The sequence below is a fragment of the Ornithinimicrobium flavum genome (genome assembly GCF_004526345.1).
Lineage (GTDB): Bacteria > Actinomycetota > Actinomycetes > Actinomycetales > Dermatophilaceae > Ornithinicoccus > Ornithinicoccus flavus.
This window is the reverse complement of the sequence record NZ_CP038213.1, coordinates 1,561,804-1,577,685: the sequence shown is the minus strand read 5'-3', so window position 1 is coordinate 1,577,685 and position 15,882 is coordinate 1,561,804. Positions and strand designations below refer to the sequence as shown.

General features: G+C 73.0%; 15 protein-coding genes and 4 pseudogenes. 6 read left to right on the top strand and 13 right to left on the bottom strand.

The window, feature by feature from the left end; translation table 11 throughout:
* Positions 1-44: 44 nt before the first annotated feature.
* The 4 genes and pseudogenes from E3Z34_RS07335 to E3Z34_RS07320 all read right to left on the bottom strand — a co-directional run bounded on the left by E3Z34_RS07335 (position 45) and on the right by E3Z34_RS07320 (position 4,055).
* Positions 45-404 carry a hypothetical protein gene (locus E3Z34_RS07335; RefSeq protein WP_134773078.1) on the bottom strand — a complete coding sequence of 120 codons (360 nt, stop codon included), beginning with the start codon at positions 402-404 and terminating at the stop codon, positions 45-47.
* Between the two features lie 56 nt (positions 405-460).
* A complete protein-coding gene (locus E3Z34_RS07330) occupies positions 461-1,870 on the bottom strand; it encodes an ABC transporter permease (RefSeq protein WP_476703878.1) in 1,410 nt (469 codons plus the stop codon).
* Between the two features lie 212 nt (positions 1,871-2,082).
* A pseudogene (locus tag E3Z34_RS20425) lies at positions 2,083-2,995 on the bottom strand (ABC transporter ATP-binding protein).
* A gap of 49 nt (positions 2,996-3,044) precedes the next feature.
* Positions 3,045-4,055 (bottom strand): magnesium transporter, encoded by a 1,011-nt coding sequence (locus E3Z34_RS07320; protein WP_202977046.1) that lies wholly within the window; start codon positions 4,053-4,055, stop codon positions 3,045-3,047.
* Positions 4,056-4,112: 57 nt separating this feature from the next.
* Here E3Z34_RS07320 and E3Z34_RS17650 point away from each other — a divergent pair, with 57 nt between their 5' ends.
* The 3 genes and pseudogenes from E3Z34_RS17650 to E3Z34_RS20415 all read left to right on the top strand — a co-directional run bounded on the left by E3Z34_RS17650 (position 4,113) and on the right by E3Z34_RS20415 (position 5,039).
* A complete protein-coding gene (locus E3Z34_RS17650; RefSeq protein ID WP_158288633.1) occupies positions 4,113-4,403 on the top strand; it encodes an SRPBCC family protein in 291 nt (96 codons plus the stop codon).
* A gap of 255 nt (positions 4,404-4,658) precedes the next feature.
* Positions 4,659-4,787 (top strand): annotated as a pseudogene (locus E3Z34_RS20420) (nucleoside deaminase); the annotation flags it as partial.
* 12 nt (positions 4,788-4,799) lie between these two features.
* Positions 4,800-5,039 carry a hypothetical protein gene (locus E3Z34_RS20415; RefSeq protein WP_476703874.1) on the top strand — a complete coding sequence of 80 codons (240 nt, stop codon included), beginning with the start codon at positions 4,800-4,802 and terminating at the stop codon, positions 5,037-5,039.
* 22 nt (positions 5,040-5,061) lie between these two features.
* Here E3Z34_RS20415 and E3Z34_RS07305 read toward each other — a convergent pair whose 3' ends face one another.
* A complete protein-coding gene (locus E3Z34_RS07305; RefSeq protein WP_134773076.1) occupies positions 5,062-5,613 on the bottom strand; it encodes a mycothiol transferase in 552 nt (183 codons plus the stop codon).
* Positions 5,614-5,711: 98 nt separating this feature from the next.
* Positions 5,712-6,796, bottom strand: a pseudogene (locus tag E3Z34_RS07300) (6-phosphofructokinase).
* A 237-nt stretch (positions 6,797-7,033) separates the two neighbouring features.
* On the opposite strand from E3Z34_RS07300, the gene E3Z34_RS07295 reads away from it, so the two are divergent.
* Entirely contained in the window at positions 7,034-8,218 is a 1,185-nt protein-coding gene (locus E3Z34_RS07295; protein ID WP_134773075.1) for an NAD(P)/FAD-dependent oxidoreductase, read from the top strand.
* Positions 8,219-8,317: 99 nt separating this feature from the next.
* Here the strand turns inward: E3Z34_RS07295 and E3Z34_RS07290 are convergent, their stop codons facing one another.
* Positions 8,318-10,393, bottom strand: coding sequence for an LTA synthase family protein (locus tag E3Z34_RS07290; RefSeq protein WP_158288632.1), 2,076 nt, complete (start codon positions 10,391-10,393; stop codon positions 8,318-8,320).
* Positions 10,394-10,503: 110 nt separating this feature from the next.
* On the opposite strand from E3Z34_RS07290, the gene E3Z34_RS07285 reads away from it, so the two are divergent.
* Positions 10,504-11,412, top strand: a complete 909-nt coding sequence (locus E3Z34_RS07285) for a hotdog domain-containing protein (RefSeq protein WP_134774803.1) — start codon at positions 10,504-10,506, stop codon at positions 11,410-11,412.
* A 149-nt stretch (positions 11,413-11,561) separates the two neighbouring features.
* Complete coding sequence (locus E3Z34_RS07280) at positions 11,562-12,047, top strand: hypothetical protein (RefSeq protein WP_134773073.1); 486 nt, start codon at positions 11,562-11,564, stop codon at positions 12,045-12,047.
* Between the two features lie 73 nt (positions 12,048-12,120).
* On the opposite strand, the gene E3Z34_RS07275 is transcribed toward E3Z34_RS07280, so the two are convergent.
* The 6 genes and pseudogenes from E3Z34_RS07275 to E3Z34_RS17645 all read right to left on the bottom strand — a co-directional run bounded on the left by E3Z34_RS07275 (position 12,121) and on the right by E3Z34_RS17645 (position 15,824).
* A complete protein-coding gene (locus tag E3Z34_RS07275; RefSeq protein WP_134773072.1) occupies positions 12,121-12,432 on the bottom strand; it encodes a nuclear transport factor 2 family protein in 312 nt (103 codons plus the stop codon).
* Between the two features lie 106 nt (positions 12,433-12,538).
* Positions 12,539-14,179, bottom strand: a complete 1,641-nt coding sequence (gene mhpA, locus E3Z34_RS07265; protein WP_134773071.1) for a bifunctional 3-(3-hydroxy-phenyl)propionate/3-hydroxycinnamic acid hydroxylase MhpA — start codon at positions 14,177-14,179, stop codon at positions 12,539-12,541.
* Between the two features lie 109 nt (positions 14,180-14,288).
* A pseudogene (locus E3Z34_RS07260) lies at positions 14,289-14,984 on the bottom strand (fumarylacetoacetate hydrolase family protein); the annotation flags it as partial.
* 143 nt (positions 14,985-15,127) lie between these two features.
* Entirely contained in the window at positions 15,128-15,469 is a 342-nt protein-coding gene (locus E3Z34_RS07255; RefSeq protein ID WP_134773070.1) for a hypothetical protein, read from the bottom strand.
* Complete coding sequence (locus tag E3Z34_RS07250; RefSeq protein WP_134773069.1) at positions 15,466-15,696, bottom strand: VOC family protein; 231 nt, start codon at positions 15,694-15,696, stop codon at positions 15,466-15,468. Before E3Z34_RS07250 ends, E3Z34_RS07255 begins: the two co-directional genes overlap by 4 nt.
* Positions 15,657-15,824 carry a hypothetical protein gene (locus E3Z34_RS17645; protein ID WP_158288631.1) on the bottom strand — a complete coding sequence of 56 codons (168 nt, stop codon included), beginning with the start codon at positions 15,822-15,824 and terminating at the stop codon, positions 15,657-15,659. The genes E3Z34_RS07250 and E3Z34_RS17645 overlap by 40 nt, the downstream gene beginning before the upstream one ends.
* Positions 15,825-15,882 lie beyond the last annotated feature (58 nt).

Genomic DNA, 15,882 nt, shown 5'->3' with positions numbered 1-15,882 from the left:
CCCGCTTCCCGCCGTCGGCGGGCCGCGCCCAGCGTCCGTCAGGCTCAGCCGGAGAAACTCGTCAGCGTCACGGGTCCGATGACCGTGAAGTCCATCGGCGCGAAGCGCGACACGACCAGGCAGGTCTCGGTCTCGTGGCCCGTCTTCAGGCCCCGCTCCCACTGCAGGACGACGGGATAGGAGTCGTAGTCCTCCGGAACGTCGGCGGCCTGGACCAGGCCGGGGACACCGTGACCGGTGACGTCCCGGATGACGTAGTGCCCTGACATGTCCCCTGCCGTGATGAAGAGCACGCTCGAGCTCGGGTTGTGGACCCACTGGTCGGCCCCCTTCGAGACCTTCCTCCGGGAGCGGGTGTGGTCGAGCCCGGAGCTGTCGCCCGCCCTGGGTGGTGCGCCACGCACCCTGGTCGTGCGCCCGAGCAGGTGGCTGCGGGACGGTCCTCCTGACGGTCCGCGAGCTACCCGACCGGCACGTCCCGCCGGCGGAAGCCGACGAAACCGCCGACGGCCAGCACCACGCCGAGCACGACGAGCACGGCCACGCCCGTCACCGAGGCCCCCTGCCCCACCACGTCCCGGCCCACCGCCAGGAAGGGCGAGGCGTCCAGGAGCAGCTCGGGCAGGTCGAGGCCCGGCCCGAGGTAGGCCAGGACAGCCGCGACGGCGAGCACCCCCCAGGCCGCCGCGTGCCAGCGGGGCCGCCACCCCAGGAGCGCCACCGAGACGCCCGCGAAGAACAGCACGGGCGCCACCTGCGCTCCCGCGCCCCGCAGCACGTCGCCCACCCAGGCCGGCTCGCCGAGCGCGGCGGCGGTGGTCGCCCCGAGCGCCGCGGCCCCCGCCACCCCCACGAGCAGCGCGCCGGCGAGCAGGACGAGCAGGTGCACCCCGAGCCAGGAGGAGCGGGAGCGCTGCGAGGACAGCCCGACCTCCAGCCGACCGGTCTCCTCCTCCTTGCGCAACGAACCCACCCCGGCGACGACGAACGCCGCGACCAGCATCCCCAGCATCAGCAGGAAGGTGGACATCACCGTCCTCAGGATCACCTCCGCCGCGGCGTCCACGTCCGCCCCGATCAGGCCTGCGAGCGCGCGGTTCTCGGTGATGACGTCGATGACCTCCTGGGTCAGCGACCCGTAGACCCCCATGAGCACCCCGCCCACCGCGGCCCAGCCGATGACGGCCCCACGGTGCTGACGCACGGCCAGGCCCAGGGGGGTCTGCAACGCCCGGGAGGCCCGGTCGACGGAGCGGCGCGGCTCCACCAGGGCGCTGCCGACGTCGCGACGGTCCAGGAGCGCGAAGGCCACGACGACCAGACCCACGCCCGCCCCCAGCGCCAGCAGCAGCGGCCAGGCCCGGGCGTCGCCGAAGGCGCGCACCTCGTCGACCCATCCGTGCGGCGACAGCCAGACGAGCGCGTTCTGCTCCAGCGCCCCGATCCCGCGCACGAGGTAGGCGAGGACCGCCAGGCCCAGGCCGATCCCCCACACCGCGCGGCTGTGCTCGACCACCTGGGCGGCCACCGCGGTCAGACCCACGAAGACGAAGCCCAGCGAGGCGATGCCGAGACCGTAGAGCACCGACCCGGCCGGGTCCGCGCCGAAGACCGCCATCGCCGCGCCGCAGGCCAGCCCGGTGACCAGCACCGCGGCCGTGGCGACGAGCACCGCGGCCAGCAGCGGGCCCCGCCGCCCGATGCGGGACGCCAGGAGCAGGTCCACCCGACCTGCCTCCTCCTCGCGGCGTGTCCCCCGGGCGGTGAGCGCCACCGCCATGAGCGGCAGGGCGAAGGACAGGACGAAGCCGAACTCGTTGGCGAAGACCCCGCCGAGCGTGTCCAGCCCCGCGACCCGCCCGTTGAGCATCGCCATGGCGTCCCCGCCGAGGGACTCGGCATACCCGCGGACCTTCTCCGGCGTGTCGTAGAGCGCCCCGATGGAGGACCCGGTGAGCACCATCACCCCCACCAGACCGACGATCCAGGAGGTCAGGGGCTTCCACCCGGTGCGCAGGGCGATGAGGGTCATCGTCCCGGCCCCCTCGACGTCCGCGACGAGGGCCGGAGGACGACCGGCGGTCATGGCCGGTCCTCCTCCGGGGCGGCGTAGGCCTGCAGGAAGTGGTCGTCCAGGCTGGGCGGCGTCACCGTCAGGGTGTGGGCCGGCCTCGTGCAGCGCACCCACGAGCGCACCGACCGCGTCGGGCTCGGCACTCGCGTGCACCTCGGTGCGCCCCTCCGCGTCGGTCGCCGTCCGCACGTCCTGCACCCCGGTGAGACGCTCGAGCGCGGGGGCACGGAGGGTGACGGCGCGCACGGCGCTGTGGGTATGCCGCCTCAGCTCGGTGAGCGTCCCGCTCGTCACGGTCCGGCCCGCGCGGATGATCGAGACCCGGTCGGCCAGTGCCTCGACCTCGGCCATCAGGTGGCTGGACAGCAGGACCGTCGTGCCCTCGGCCCGCCGCTCGTGCACCACCTGCTGGAAGACCTCCTCCATGAGGCGGTCCAGGCCCGCCGTCGGCTCGTCGAGCACGAGCAGCTCCACGTCCGCCGCGAGGGCCGCGACCAGCGACACCTTCTGGCGGTTGCCCTTGGACTAGTCGCGGGAGCGACGCGTCGGGTCCAGGTCGAAGCGCTCGACGAGCTGGGCGCGACGGCGCTCGTCGATGTGCCCGTGGGCCCGGGCCAGGATGTCGATGCACTGGCCGCCGGAGAGCCCGGGCCAGAGCGTCACCTCCCCCGGCACGTAGGCCAGGTGACGGTGCAGGCGCACCGCGTCGGCCCACGGGTCGCCGCCGAAGAGCCGGACCGTGCCGCTGTCGGCCCGCACCAGCCCCAGCAGCACGCGGAGGGTGGTCGACTTGCCGGACCCGTTGGGCCCGAGGAAGCCGTGCACCTCCCCCCGACCCACCTCGAGGTCCAGCCCGTCGAGGGCCTGGACCCGGCCGAACCGCTTGCGCAGCCCCTGGATCTGGACCAGCTGCTCGCTCATGGTCGTCCTTCCGTCCCTGCTCCCGACCCTAGCCTTCGAGAAGTCAGCCTCAGAGCATCACGGCCGAGGCGATCGCGAAGTACAGCACCAGCGAGAGCAGGTCCTGCAGGACCGTGGCCAGGGGTCCTGACCCGAAGGCCGGGTCCCGCCCGAGGGCCGACATCGCCCACGGCAGGGCCATCGCCACCCCCGTGGCCACCGTGCAGGCCGCGAGCAGCGCGAGCGCGACCGTGAGGGCCAACGGCCAGGACCCCATCGCCAGCCCCACCGCGGGCAGGGCGACGAGCCCCAGCGCCAGACCGACGACGACACCGGTGAGGGACTCCAGCCGCACCACCCGGCGGACGGGTACGCCCACCGACAGCCCCCGGATGACCAGGGCCTCGGTCTGCGTGCCGACGGCGTCGGCCATGTAGACGATCCCGGGGATGAAGAACGCCAGCCGGACGTCCGCCTCCAGGTCGGTCTCGAAGCCACGGACCAGCAGCGCCGCCAGCGCCGAGCCGAGGAGCCCGATGAGCAGCCACGGCAGCCGGTGCCACAGCCGGGCCCCCAGCGGCTCGTCCAGGGCGTGGCGGGCCGAGGCCGTCGAGCTCAGGAAGCCGCCGAGGCGGGCGAGGTCCTCGTCGTGCTCGGTGAGCAGCACGGCCAGCAGCCGCGAGGGTGGCACGAGCCCGCGCAGCCGTCCCTCCTCGTCCACCACCGCCAGGCTCGACTCCCCGTGCCGGGCCGCCTTCCAGGCGCCCTTCTCCTGGCTCAACCCGGGGGAGACCACCGGCGGGTCGTCGTCCATGAGGTTCCTGACGGCCGTCGCGGGCTCGGCGGCCAGGACGGTGGCCAGCGGCACGAGCCCCACCAGGCGCTGCGTGCCGTCGGGCAGCACCTCGCAGACCGCCACGTCGGCCGCCGACGCGTAGGACCGGCCGAGCATCGCCCGCCACAGCTCCCCCGCGGTCGTGGTGGGGGTGCACATCGGCACCTCGGTCACCAGGTGCTGCTCGATCGACCCGGGCAGCAGCTGGTCGGTCTGCCCCTCCGGCGGGGCCAGTGGTGCACTCACCCTCCCAGTGTCCCGCACGGCCGCGCGGAGCGCTGGCCTGCGGTAGCGTCCCCCCCGGTGCACGCTCCCCTCGTGGTGACGACGACCGTCGCCGCCCCTCCGGACGCGCTCTGGCGCGCCTGGACGCGGGCCGAGGCCTGGGCCCGGTGGTGGTGGCCGCACTGGCCCGACAGCAGGTATGAGGTGGACGCTCGCCCTGGCGGCTTCTACCGCGCCTGCAGTCCCGGTGCCGGGGTCGGGGTGCACGGGATCTTCACGCAGGTGGATCCCGGCCACCGACTCGCGATGACGTGGACCTGGGAGGGGGAGGTCGCGGACCCGCCCCGCGAGCGGGTCTGGTCGCGCTGACGGCCGAGGGTGCCGCCACCCTCGTCGTGGTGACCCACGACGTCGCCGACGGGACGGGTGCGGAGGGCTACCGGCAGGGATGGGAGTTCGTCCTGGGCAACCTCGCGCCCTACCTGGCCGGGGGGACCGCGGAAGCTGGGGTGACCGAGGTCGACCTGCGACACCTGCGCCGGTGCGTGGAGCTGGCGGCCGAGGCGGTGGCGGGCCGGGGACGAACCCTTCGGCTCCCTCCTCGTCGCCGCGGACGGGCGGGTCCTGCACGAGGACCGCAACCGCGTCGGCGGTGGCGACCGCACGCAGCACCCGGAGCTCGCCATCGCCCGGTGGGCCGCGGCGCACCTGGCACCGGAGGAGCGCAGGTCCGCCACGGTCTACACCTCCGGCGAGCACTGCCCCATGTGCGCCGCCGCCCATGCCAGGGTCGGTCTGGGCCGGATCGTCCACGCCACCTCCACCGAGCAGCTCGGGGCATGGCTGGCCGACCTCGACGTGCCGCGCGATCCGGTCGCGCCGCTGCCGATCTCGACCGTCGTCCCGTCGGCGCATGTCGCGGGGCCCGTCCCCCAGCTGGCGGACGAGGTGCGGGCGCTGCACGCAGCGGCTCACGCGGCCCAGGGACCCGGGACCGGCGCGTGACCCCCGACCCGCCGCCCGGTCGTCACGGGGAGCGTCGCGACGGCGCATCCCGTCCGGCCAGGAGCAGGCCCTTGACGTACTCCGCCTGCCCGAGGTGCTTGGCCGCGTCCTCGAGCACGGAGTAGATCCGGACCGCCGCGGTGACCGGCGGGTCCCAGCTGTCGTCAACGACCCGCGCGTAGTCCTCCTCGCCCAGGCTCGCGAGCAGGCGGGCGGTGAGGTCGCGCACGGCTGCGGCATACCCGGTGAGCAGGGACGGGTCCTCGATCGTGAATCGGCCGACCTCATCGACGGCCTGGCCGTAGCCGTGCGCGTCCGGCCCGTACGGCAGGTCGAAGCGCTCCCGCCACCCGCCGGCCAGCCAGACCTCCTCCTCCCCCGCGATCGCGGCGAGCTGGGCGTCCTGCTGGCGGCTCAGGTGCCACAGCAGCCACCCGACCGGGTTGGCCCCCGGTCCGGGCCGCCACACCAGGTCATCGGCGTGCAGCCCCTCGAGGACATTCCGCACGCCCTCCTCGATGCGCTGGAAGCCGTCGAGGAGGACGGCGCGGGCCAGGTCGGTGCCGGAGGTCATGGGGTCAGTGTCTCGGGCGCCGCGGCCGGGGCAAGCAGGGGGGGCGCCACCGGCCGCACGCTGCACCATACCCGCGGGGTGGGCGGTGAGCCCCGGGGTCAGTAGAGGAACATCGGCTTGCCGCGCACGTGGCGCACCATCGGCCGGTAGCGCTCCGCGTCGTAGAGCTCGCCAACGTCGACCCGCTTGACCCCCTCGCCGGTCACGGAGATCGGCACGCTGCTGTAGCTGCCGTTGCGCAGCGCCACCATCCGGCCGGTCGACCCGTCGAGGGCCAGGTCGGCGGCCATGACGGCGTAGTTGGTGGCGACCATGAGGTCGAGGGAGTCGGGGCTGCCCGAGCGCATGAGGTAGCCGACCTGCTGGTAGACGATGCCCTCGCCCGTCCGTTCCTTGATGAGCTCGCCGGTGACCTGCCCGATGCCGCCGAGCTTGCGGTGGCCGTAGGCGTCGGCCTCGCCGGAGAGCATCATGTCCCCGCCGCGGACGGTCGCCCCCTCCGAGATCGTCACCATCGCGTAGTTGGAGGGGTTGGCGGCCTTGTCGGCCAGCAGCAGCTCGCAGACCCGGTCGATGTCGAAGGGCACCTCCGGGATCAGCGCCCGGTCCACCCCGGCCAGGTAGGCCGTGATCAGCGAGGTCTCCCCGGAGTAGCGTCCGAACAGCTCGACCACGGCGATCCGCTCGTGGGACCCGGTGGAGGTGCGCAGGTTGTGGATGAACTGCACGCCCCGGGTCACCGCGGTGGAGAAGCCGATGCAGTAGTCGGTGCCGTTGACGTCGTTGTCCATCGTCTTGGGGATGGCGATCGTCGGCACGCCCTCCTGGTGCATCCGCAGCCCGTAGGACAGCGTGTCGTCGCCCCCGATGGGGATGAGCACGTCGATGCCGGCGGCCTCGATCACCCGCAGGACGTGCGGCGTCAGGTCGTGCGGCCCGTCGCCCTTGACCGAGCCGGCCAGGAAGTCGGGGACGTCGCCGCCCTTCACCTTCCCGGGGTTGGTGCGCGAGCTGTGCAGGAAGGTGCCGCCGGTCCGGTCGACGGTGCGGACGCCCACGGGGTCGAGGTCGACGAGGTTCTCGGCCACCGACGCCGGATCGTCGAGGTCCGTGCTCAGCAGACCGCCCCACCCCGCCGGATGCCGGTGACCTGGTGACCCTGTTCGTGGACGCGGTTGACCACGGCCTTGATGCACGGGTTGAGTCCGGGGACGTCACCGCCGCCGGTGAGGATGCCGATGCGCACGTCGCTCTCCTGCCGTCCTGGCCGGGGCCGCTGCGCCCCGTCCGTCGTATGGGTGCGCGTCAGGCTAACCGAGCGGCCCGCCTCCCCGCTCACCCCGTCCACCGGGCGGGCCCGCCGCCTCGCAACTAGGGTCGGGTCAGACCCCTGCACGACCCCGTCGATGAAGGAGCACCCATGGCCTGGCACGACGTCGTCATCGTCGGCGGAGGCAACGCCGGCATCTCCCTGGCCGCACGGCTGCGGCGGATCGGAGCCCGGGACGTCGCGATCGTCACCCCCGACCGCCCGCACCGCTACCGGCCGATGCTCAACTACGTCGCCGGCGGTCAGGCGTCGATGAGCGAGCTCACCCGCCCCGCCGACTCGGTGGTGCCCGACGGGTGCACCTGGCTCCCGACGACCGCCGTCGCCGTCCACCCCGCCGAGCGGGAGCTGGAGCTGGAGTCCGGGGAGCGGGTCGGCTACGGCGACCTCGTGCTGGCGACCGGCCTCGAGGAGGACCTGGACGCCGTACCCGGCCTGGCGGCGGCGATGGCCGCCGGCTGGTCGAGCACCGCGCACCTGAAGACGCAGGCCGAGCGGACGTGGACGGCGATCCGGGGTATGACGCACGGCCGGGTGGTCTTCACCGTCCCGCCCGAGCCCTCCCCCTGCGGTGGGACGGCGCTCAAGCCGCTCTTCCTGGCCCTCGACCACTGGCGCGAGCAGGGCGTGCTCGGCCAGATCGACGTGCACCTCGTGACGCCGTACGCCTCGGTGCTGGACCTCCCCTTCGCCGACCGCCGCCTGGAGCTCCCCCTGGCGGAGGCCGGTGTCACCGTCCACCACGGCTCGACCGTGGCCGAGGTCGACCACGCGGCGCGCACCGTCACCCTCGGCGGCGCCGGTCGGGGCGTCCTCGTCGACGGGGTGGACCACGCCTTCGTCGTCCCGCACTACCGGGGCCCCTCCTGGCTGGCCCCGCTGGCGGCCGAGGACGGCGTCGGCCAGGTGGACGTCGACCCCGCGACGATGGCCTCCCGCACCGCCCCGAGGGTATGGAGCCTCGGCGACGTCGCCGCCCTGCGCACCCGGCCCTCGGGCGGCGCGCTGCGCCGGCAGGTCGAGATCCTCGCCGACAACATCCGGGCGCACCGGCTCGGGGACCCGTTGCGGGAGTACGACGGCTACACGATCATCCCGATCACGGTCGACCGGCGACGCCTCTTCCTCGCCGAGTTCGACCGCACCGGTGCCCAGCAGCAGACGACCGGCCTGACCGACCTCACCGTGCCCCGCCGCTGGCTGTGGGCCTTCGACCGCTACGTCGAGCCCGTGATCTACTTCCGCTCCCTGCTCAAGGGGCGGCTCATCCCCTGAGCGTCGCTCCCCCGGCCACACCGTGACCGGTTGTGGTCGTGCTGACGACCACAAGGGGTCACGATCCGTGCCTCAGCTCCGGCACCCGCAGCGGCCAGCTCACCGGTCGGCCACGATCGAGTAGTAGTCACGGTCGAGCACCAGCGCCGAGGAGGAGAACCGCCGGTCGACCTCGTCGGCGATCGCCTGCACGTACCCCTCCGGCACGTCGACGCCCTCGACGGGGGTGAACTCCCGGGTGATGCTGTCGTAGTGCCCGAGGTCGGTGAGGAAGCTGCGGTCGCTGAAGATGACCAGCGGCTCGGCGTCGGAGAAGACGTCCCGTCCCATGAGCAGCCGGGAGTCGAACTCCAGCCCCAGCAGGTTGGAGACCGTCGGCAGGATGTCCAGGCTCGACACGGGTTCGTCGACGGTCTCGGGCTCCATACCCGGGGCGTACATGAGGATGCTGTTGCGGTAGAGCTCGACCCCGTCGACGTCGGAGCCGGCGAGGTCCTCGATCTCCTCCTGGGTCAGGCCGTAGGGGTAGTGGTCGGAGCTGACGACGATGAGGGTGCGCTCGGCCACCCCGGCCTCCTCCAGCTGCTCGAGCAGCAGCTCCAGCGCCCGGTCGAGCTCGATCTGGGTGGCCAGGTAGGCCTTGCCCGCGTCGGTGTAGGGCAGGTCCTCGACGAGCTCGCGGTTCTTGGCTGCGATGAAGTTGCCGCCGAAGTTGTACTGCAGGTGCCCGCTCACGGTCATGTAGTAGGCGTGGAAGGGCTCCTCCGCGAGCACCTCCGGCATCGTGACCTCGATCATCTCCACGTCCGACCCCGGCCAGGTCGTCGCGATGTCCAGGCCGTTGCCGACCCCCTTGTAGTCGTAGCCGAGGTTGGGGTGGGAGACGTCGCGTCGGTAGTAGTCCCAGGTGTGGTTGTGGTAGGCGAAGGTGGCGTAGCCGAGGCGGCGCAGCTGGTTGCCCAGCGCGAAGGGCATCGCGTTGTCGCCGGACTGGTACATGCTCCACACCCCGGGCTTGGGGATCAGACCGGTGGTGGCGACATACTCCCCGTCCGAGGTGCTCACGCCCCAGATAGGGGTGTAGGCGTCGGGGAACCGGAAGCCCTCCTGCGTGAGCTTGTGCAACGTGGGCGTCAGCTCGGGGTCGACCGCCAGGTGGGAGTAGGCCTCGGCCGTGATGAGCACGAGGTTGTAGCCCTCGAACATCCCGGTGTGCTCATTCCTGGCCGACGGCGGGCGGGAGCCGAAGTACTGGTGCAGGGCGCGGAGCTCGTCGTCGTCGACATCGGCGGCAGCCAGCTCCTCGAAGTCGATGTCGAGGGCGTTGACCCCGAGGTCGGGCGGGGCGGCCGCCTCGGGCACCGCGGTCGTGACGGCCGCCTCGTCCCGACCCGCGCGGTCGGGGGGAGGCGACCCCGGGGTATGCGGCACCGGCGCGGCGACCGGGGGTGGCGGCGGGAGCGTGTCCGTCGCCCCGATCCCGAGGAGGTTGCGCTGCAGATCGACCCGCATGGTCGTGACCAGCCCCAGCCGCTCGACCGAGGTCACCGGGTGCTGGGCCCGGTAGTACATGTCGTAGGCGCTGTTGCGCTCCCGGTCCCCGAGCCGGATCCCCGTCAGCGCGGCCACGAGCACGACGGCCAGCAGACCGACGATGACGCCTCGCCGGGGCCAGCTGTGCCGTGGTCGAGGACCGACCCGGATCCGGGAGAGGAGGAAGGCGAGAAGGGGGACGGCGGCCAGGAGCAACCAGGCGGCGTTCTCGGCCACCTTGTCGACGATCACCCCGGCGAACTCCGTCACCTGCCCCGCGTTCGTCGCGGAGAAGACGGTGTAGAAGGTCTGGAAGGTGTCGTAGTAGATGAGCTGGGTCGCGAAGAGCAGGGTGAGGAGGGTCAGCACCAGGCCCACCACGACGTCCCGGGCGCGACCGGCCAGCAGCCCCGCCACCAGGGTGAGCAGGAGCGCGGCGACGGCCGAGAACAGGACGGCGTGGAGCAGGCCGACGGACAGGAGGTGCGCCCCGGTCCGCGCCCTCAGGAGGACCTCGAGGTAGACCATGGAGGCCAGGAGGAAGGCAGGCAGGGCGAGCCACCCGCCGCCGTCGCGTCTCACGTCACGCTGGCGGTCCGGCCCGGGGCGCGAGACCCCGCCCGGGGTCGTCGCCATCTGCATCTGCCCACGGTACGGCGACCTCTCTCCGGGGCGTGTCGTCCCCCGTGCGTGTCGCCCACGGCCCTCCGGCCCGGGCATACCCTGACCTCGTGCCCGACCCCGAGATCACGATGCGCTTCCTCGCCGCGCCCACCGACGCCGGCCAGTCCGGCAGCGTGAGCGCCGGGCGGGTGCTGGAGTGGATCGACAAGGCGGGGTACGCCGCGGCCGCCCGGTGGAGCGGGGGGTACACGGTGACCGCGTACGTCGGCAACGTCCGCTTCACCCGGCCCGTCGAGGTCGGCGACCTGGTGGAGGCGAGGGCGCGGGTCATCCTCACCGGCCGTTCCAGCATGCACGTGACCGTCCAGGTCAGCTCGGGACCTCCGACGACGGGCGGGCTCGAGCCGGCGACGCGGTGCCTCATGATCTTCGTCGCGGTCGACGGCGACGGGCGTCCCACGCCCGTCCCCACCCTGGAGCCCCGCTCCATGGAGGAGCAGCTCCTCGCCGAGTGGGGCGAGCGGCGCAAGGAGCTGCGCGCACAGGTGCAGGCGGCGATGGAGCGCCAGACCTACAGTGACGCCGGGACCGCCCCGCGCGAGGTGCTCCGCTTCCTGGCCGCGCCGACCGACGTCAACTGGGGCGGCAAGGTCCACGGCGGCATCGTCATGCGCTGGATCGACGAGGCCGCGCACGTGCTGGTGACCCGGTGGACCCACGACCCCCGCAACGTCGCCATCTTCACCGGCGGTGTCCGCTTCTACCAGCCGCTGCGGATCGGCGACCTCGTCGAGGTCGAGGCGCGGCTGCTGCACACCGGCCCGCACGCGGTGCACGTCGGCGTCCACGTCCGCTCGGGCGACCCCGCCACCGGCGACCTTCAGCTGACCACCTTCTGCCGCACCGTCTTCGTCGTCCTCGACGACGAGCGCCAGGCCGTGACGGTGCCGCGCTGGGAGCCGGTGAGCGAGGAGGACCGGGCGCTGGACGAGCACGCGGTCGAGCTGGTGACGCTGCGCGAGCGCTTCGGCGACTGACCTCGGGCGCCCCCCGGGCCGCCCACCTCGGGACGCCCTGCGCTGCGACACGTCCAGATATCCGCCGCAGGGATGACATCTCCTGCGCTCTCCACACCTCCTACCACTGGAGACCCGGCACGGGGCCGGGCGCCAGGAAGGGGCAGGACATGTGGACGCAGGATGACTTCCCCGGTGCCGACAAGGTGCCGTGGCAGCTGCTGATCAGGGCGCGCTTCGTCAAGGAGCTGGACGCGCTCGTCGCGACCACGATCGTCAACCAGGTGGCCCAGGTCGCCTCTGCGGACGTGGTCGCCAGGCTGGCGACGGTCGCGTCGGAGGCGATGCGCGCGGCGCCCGCCGACAAGCTCAGCCGCACGGCCCGCACCGAGGCGCTCGTCGCGGTGGCGGACTTCATCGACATCTGCCCGCCGTGGCCGTGGCCGCGCCCGTGGCCCTGGCCCCCCGGGCCGTGGCCCTGGCCCTGGCCGGGTCCGTGGCCGTGGGCGGACGGCCGGGAGAACCCGCTGGAGAAGGTCGGCTCCCCCTACGAGGGCCTGGTCCTCGAGGGTGCGCTCGACCTCCTCGGCCGCGCCGGCAGCCCGCAGCTGCAGGAGCAGATGGGCGGCATGATCCGCGAGCTCGGTGGGTTCTGACCGCTGGGGCGGGTCTGCGGTGCGGGCACCTCAGCGGTGCCCGCACCGTCCGCGTCCTCCGACCGGGGCTGACTCAGAGGTCGGGCAGGCCGTGGTGCTCGCGGATCCGCCAGGAGCCGCTCTCCCCCGGCTCGAGCAGGTCGCGGAAACGGCCGCTCTTGGTCGTCCGCGGCCCGTCCTCCCCCGCCTCCAGGACGAGGTAGTAGGCCTCGAGGGTGACGAGGCCGTCGGCGTCGGGGCCGCTCACCACCACGTTGGTGAGGTGGTGCTTGGTGTGCCGACGGCCGTCCGGCCCGGGCTGCCGCAGCAGCGGCGCGTAGGCCTCGCGGACGGCCCTGCCGCCCGTGAGCCTGGCGGTGGGCAGGACCACCGTGGCGTGCTCCATCAGCGCCTCGAGCCGGTCGAGGTCCCGGCGTCCACCGCGTCCAGGTAGGCGCACAGCGCGTCGTGCACGCCCACCCGGACGTCCGGACCGGCAGGAGGGGCCGGTGTCACCCGGCGACCTCGGCGACGGCGTCGGCCGCAGCGACCTCACCCTCCGTCGGGGTCGCGGCGGGCGTGGCCACGGCACCGCCGGCGAGCTGCTCGCGCAGCCGCTGGAGGGTCTGGTCGAGCCCGGCGAGCGGGACGGCGTCGTAGAGGTAGAAGTCGGGGCGGATGACCGCGACCTCGGTCTCCAGCTCGGCGAACCAGTCGCGGTAGGTGCCGTCGAGGTCCTGCAGGTCCAGGCCCTCACCGCCCACCGTGCGCACCGTCACGCCGTTCTCCTCCAGCCACTGCCGCATGTCGGGGCTGACGGCGTGCACGACCTCAGGGCGGGTGCTCAGCACCGTCCAGCCGTAGCCCACGACGTCGTCGAAGAGGCCGGTCGTCGCGACGTGGGACACCCGTCCCTGCGGCGTGATGTAGCCCGCCGCCGGGTGGAAGCCGAGGACCCCACCCTCCAGGTGCGGCGGCGCCTCCGGCGGCGGCGCCAGGCTGGGGTCCTCGAGCGCGGCCTTCATGCCGGCGTCCCGACCGGCGGCGACCTCCGGGTCCGAGATGCAGATGACGTGGCCCAGGCCCATCGAGAAGTTGATGAAGTAGCGGACGTGGCTGGTGCGCTCGGGGCCGTAGCTGTCCAGCAGCGCGTCGGGCGAGGCTCCGGAGAGCACCCGGTCCAGCCGCCAGCCGAGGTTGGCGCCGTCACGCAGCCCGGCGCACATACCCTGCCCGGCGAAGGGCGGCATGAGGTGGGCCGCGTCGCCGGCCAGGATCAGCCGGCCCTGGCGCCAGGAGTCCGCCCACTGGGCCCGGAAGGTGTAGACGGCGTGCTTCTCCAGCCTCGCGTTCTCCGGGGTCAGACCCCACTCGGCGACGCGGCCCCAGGCATACTCCGGGGTGTTCATCTGCTCGATGGTCTCCTCGGGCATCCGCATGAACTCCCACCGGCGCCGCCCGGGACCGCCCGGCACCACGGTCGTCGGGTTGGTCGGGTTGCACCACTGCCACGCCGGGGGGTCGAAGGTCATCGGCTCGTCCGGCACGAGGTCGACGATGAGCCAGTCGAACTCGAAGCCCAGGTCGTGCACCTCCACACCCATCTGCCTGCGGACGAAGCTGTTCGCCCCGTCCGCACCCACGACGTACCGGCCGCGGAAGGTCCGGGTGTCCTCGGGATCGGACGTCACCGACTCCTGCATCCGCCGGGCGGTGAGGGTCACCCCCGACTCGTCCTCCGCCGTCCCGACGACCTCCCAGCCGTGGAAGACCTGGACCTTCTCCTCCGCCTGCACCAGGGAGTGCAGCTCGCGCTCCAGGTCGGGCTGGTGGAAGAAGTTGGCGGTGTTCCAGCCGCAGCGTCCCTTGCCCCGCCAGTCGAGGCGGAGCAGGTCCTCCATGTCGGCGTTGCGCCAGGTGTAGAAGTCGTCGTAGGGGTCGATGACCGGGTTGGTGTCGGGCCGGATCCCGGCCCGCTGGAGCAGACGGGCGACCTCGTCGTCGAGGTGGACGGCGCGCGGGAGGGGGTAGAAGCTGGGCCACCGCTCGACGGCGGCCACGCTCCACCCCTGGCGGGCGAGCTGGAGGCTGAGGTACTGCCCGACCGGGCCGTACCCGACGAGAACGACGTCGACCTCGACGGTCTGGTGCATGCGATCTCCCTTGATCTGCTGGGGCTGGAGGTGGGGTGGGCTCAGACCATCGGTTGCGCAGCGACCCGAGGCCCTCGATGGTCGTCGTGACGACGTCTCCGCGCTGCAGGGCGATGCCCTGGGGCATGCCGACGCCGGCCGGGGTGCCGGTGAAGACGACGTCGCCGGGGTAGAGGGTCACGACCCGCGACAGGTCGGACAGGATGCGCGCCGAGGAGAAGATCATGTCCTTGGTCGTCCCGTCCTGGGCCGTCCACGTGTCGCCGCCGTCGGTCTGCGCCGCGGCGGTCGGTCCCTCGATGACGCAGGTGATCCGCAGGTCGCCGGGGTCGGAGAGCTCGTCCGGGGTGACGACCGCCGGGCCGAAGGGGCCGAACGCCGGGAACGACTTGCCGAGGCTGAACTGCGGGGCCGGGGGCCGACGCTGCACGGTGCGCTCGCTGAAGTCCTGACCCACGGCGTAGCCGGCGACGGCCGCCAGGGCCTCTTCCTCGTCGACGTCGTGGATCTCCCGGCCCACGACGACGACCAGCTCGGCCTCCCAGTCCACGGTGTCGCCGGGCACGGGCACCTCGGCGGTGGGGCCGGCGAGGGAGGACTGGAACTTGGTGAAGACCACGAGGTTGTCGGGGTAGTCCAGGCCGGCCTCGTCGGCGTGGTCCTTGTAGTTGAGCCCGATCGCGAAGATCTGCCGCGGCGCCGGCACCGGCGCACCCAGCTCGGACTCGTCATACTCCTGCCCCGCGGTCGGGTCGGCCTCCTGGGCCCAGGCCGTGAACGCCGCCCAGTCGGCCCAGGGGCTCATCGGGTCGGGGCCGAAGCGGCCGCCGGAGGCGCTCTCCACGTCCAGGGCCTTCCCGTCGTGCAGGAGCACCGCCCGTCCGTTGCGGTTGGCGAGTCTCATCGTCGTCCTCTTCCTTGCTGCAGGGGTAGGGGGTGCGGGGCGGGTCAGTGGGTGGGCAGGGTGCCCTGGGCGACGTCCGGCACGCCGTCGGCCAGCTCGGGCTGGTCCTCGACGCGGGAGGTCCAGACGTCGGGGAAGCGGACGTCCGCCTCCTGCGCGGGCGGGAACTCCCGGGCGTAGGTGCGCTTCTGGATCTCGTCCACCGACATGCCCGAGCGACGCGCCTCGACCAGCTTCTCCGGGTCGAACTGCGGGCCGATCTGGTCGGCGGCGAACTCCTGGGAGGCCCACATCCACTCCTTGGACACCAGCCAGTCGCCCCAGACGTCGACCTGGATCTCCACGCCGTTGCCGTCAGGGTCGACGTAGTACATCGACATCGTCATGCCGTGGTGGAGGTTGACGTGGGGGTGATGCCCAGGTCCCGCAGCCGGACGTAGTTGTCCAGCCACTGGTCGAGGGAGCCGTACTCGAACGCGGTGTGGTGCAGGCCGGCGGTGTGCGGCTTGTCGACCGGCACCTTGGTGCCGGGCAGGCGCAGCAGCGCGATGCGGTGGTTGGCCTCGTCGTTGGTCAGCCAGGCGGCGTGCTCGGCGTAGTAGACCGGCTGCATCCCGCAGACCAGCTCGTACCACCGACCATCGGGTCGATCTCGAGGGTCATGAAGGTGGCGTGGTGCAGCTTGGGGGCCGTGATCGGACGCTGCTTGGGGTTCGTGGCGTACACCGACTTCTCGGTCATGAGGACTCTCCTTCGAGCGCGGGGACCCGGCGGCGGCCGTGCCGACCCGATGGGAAGG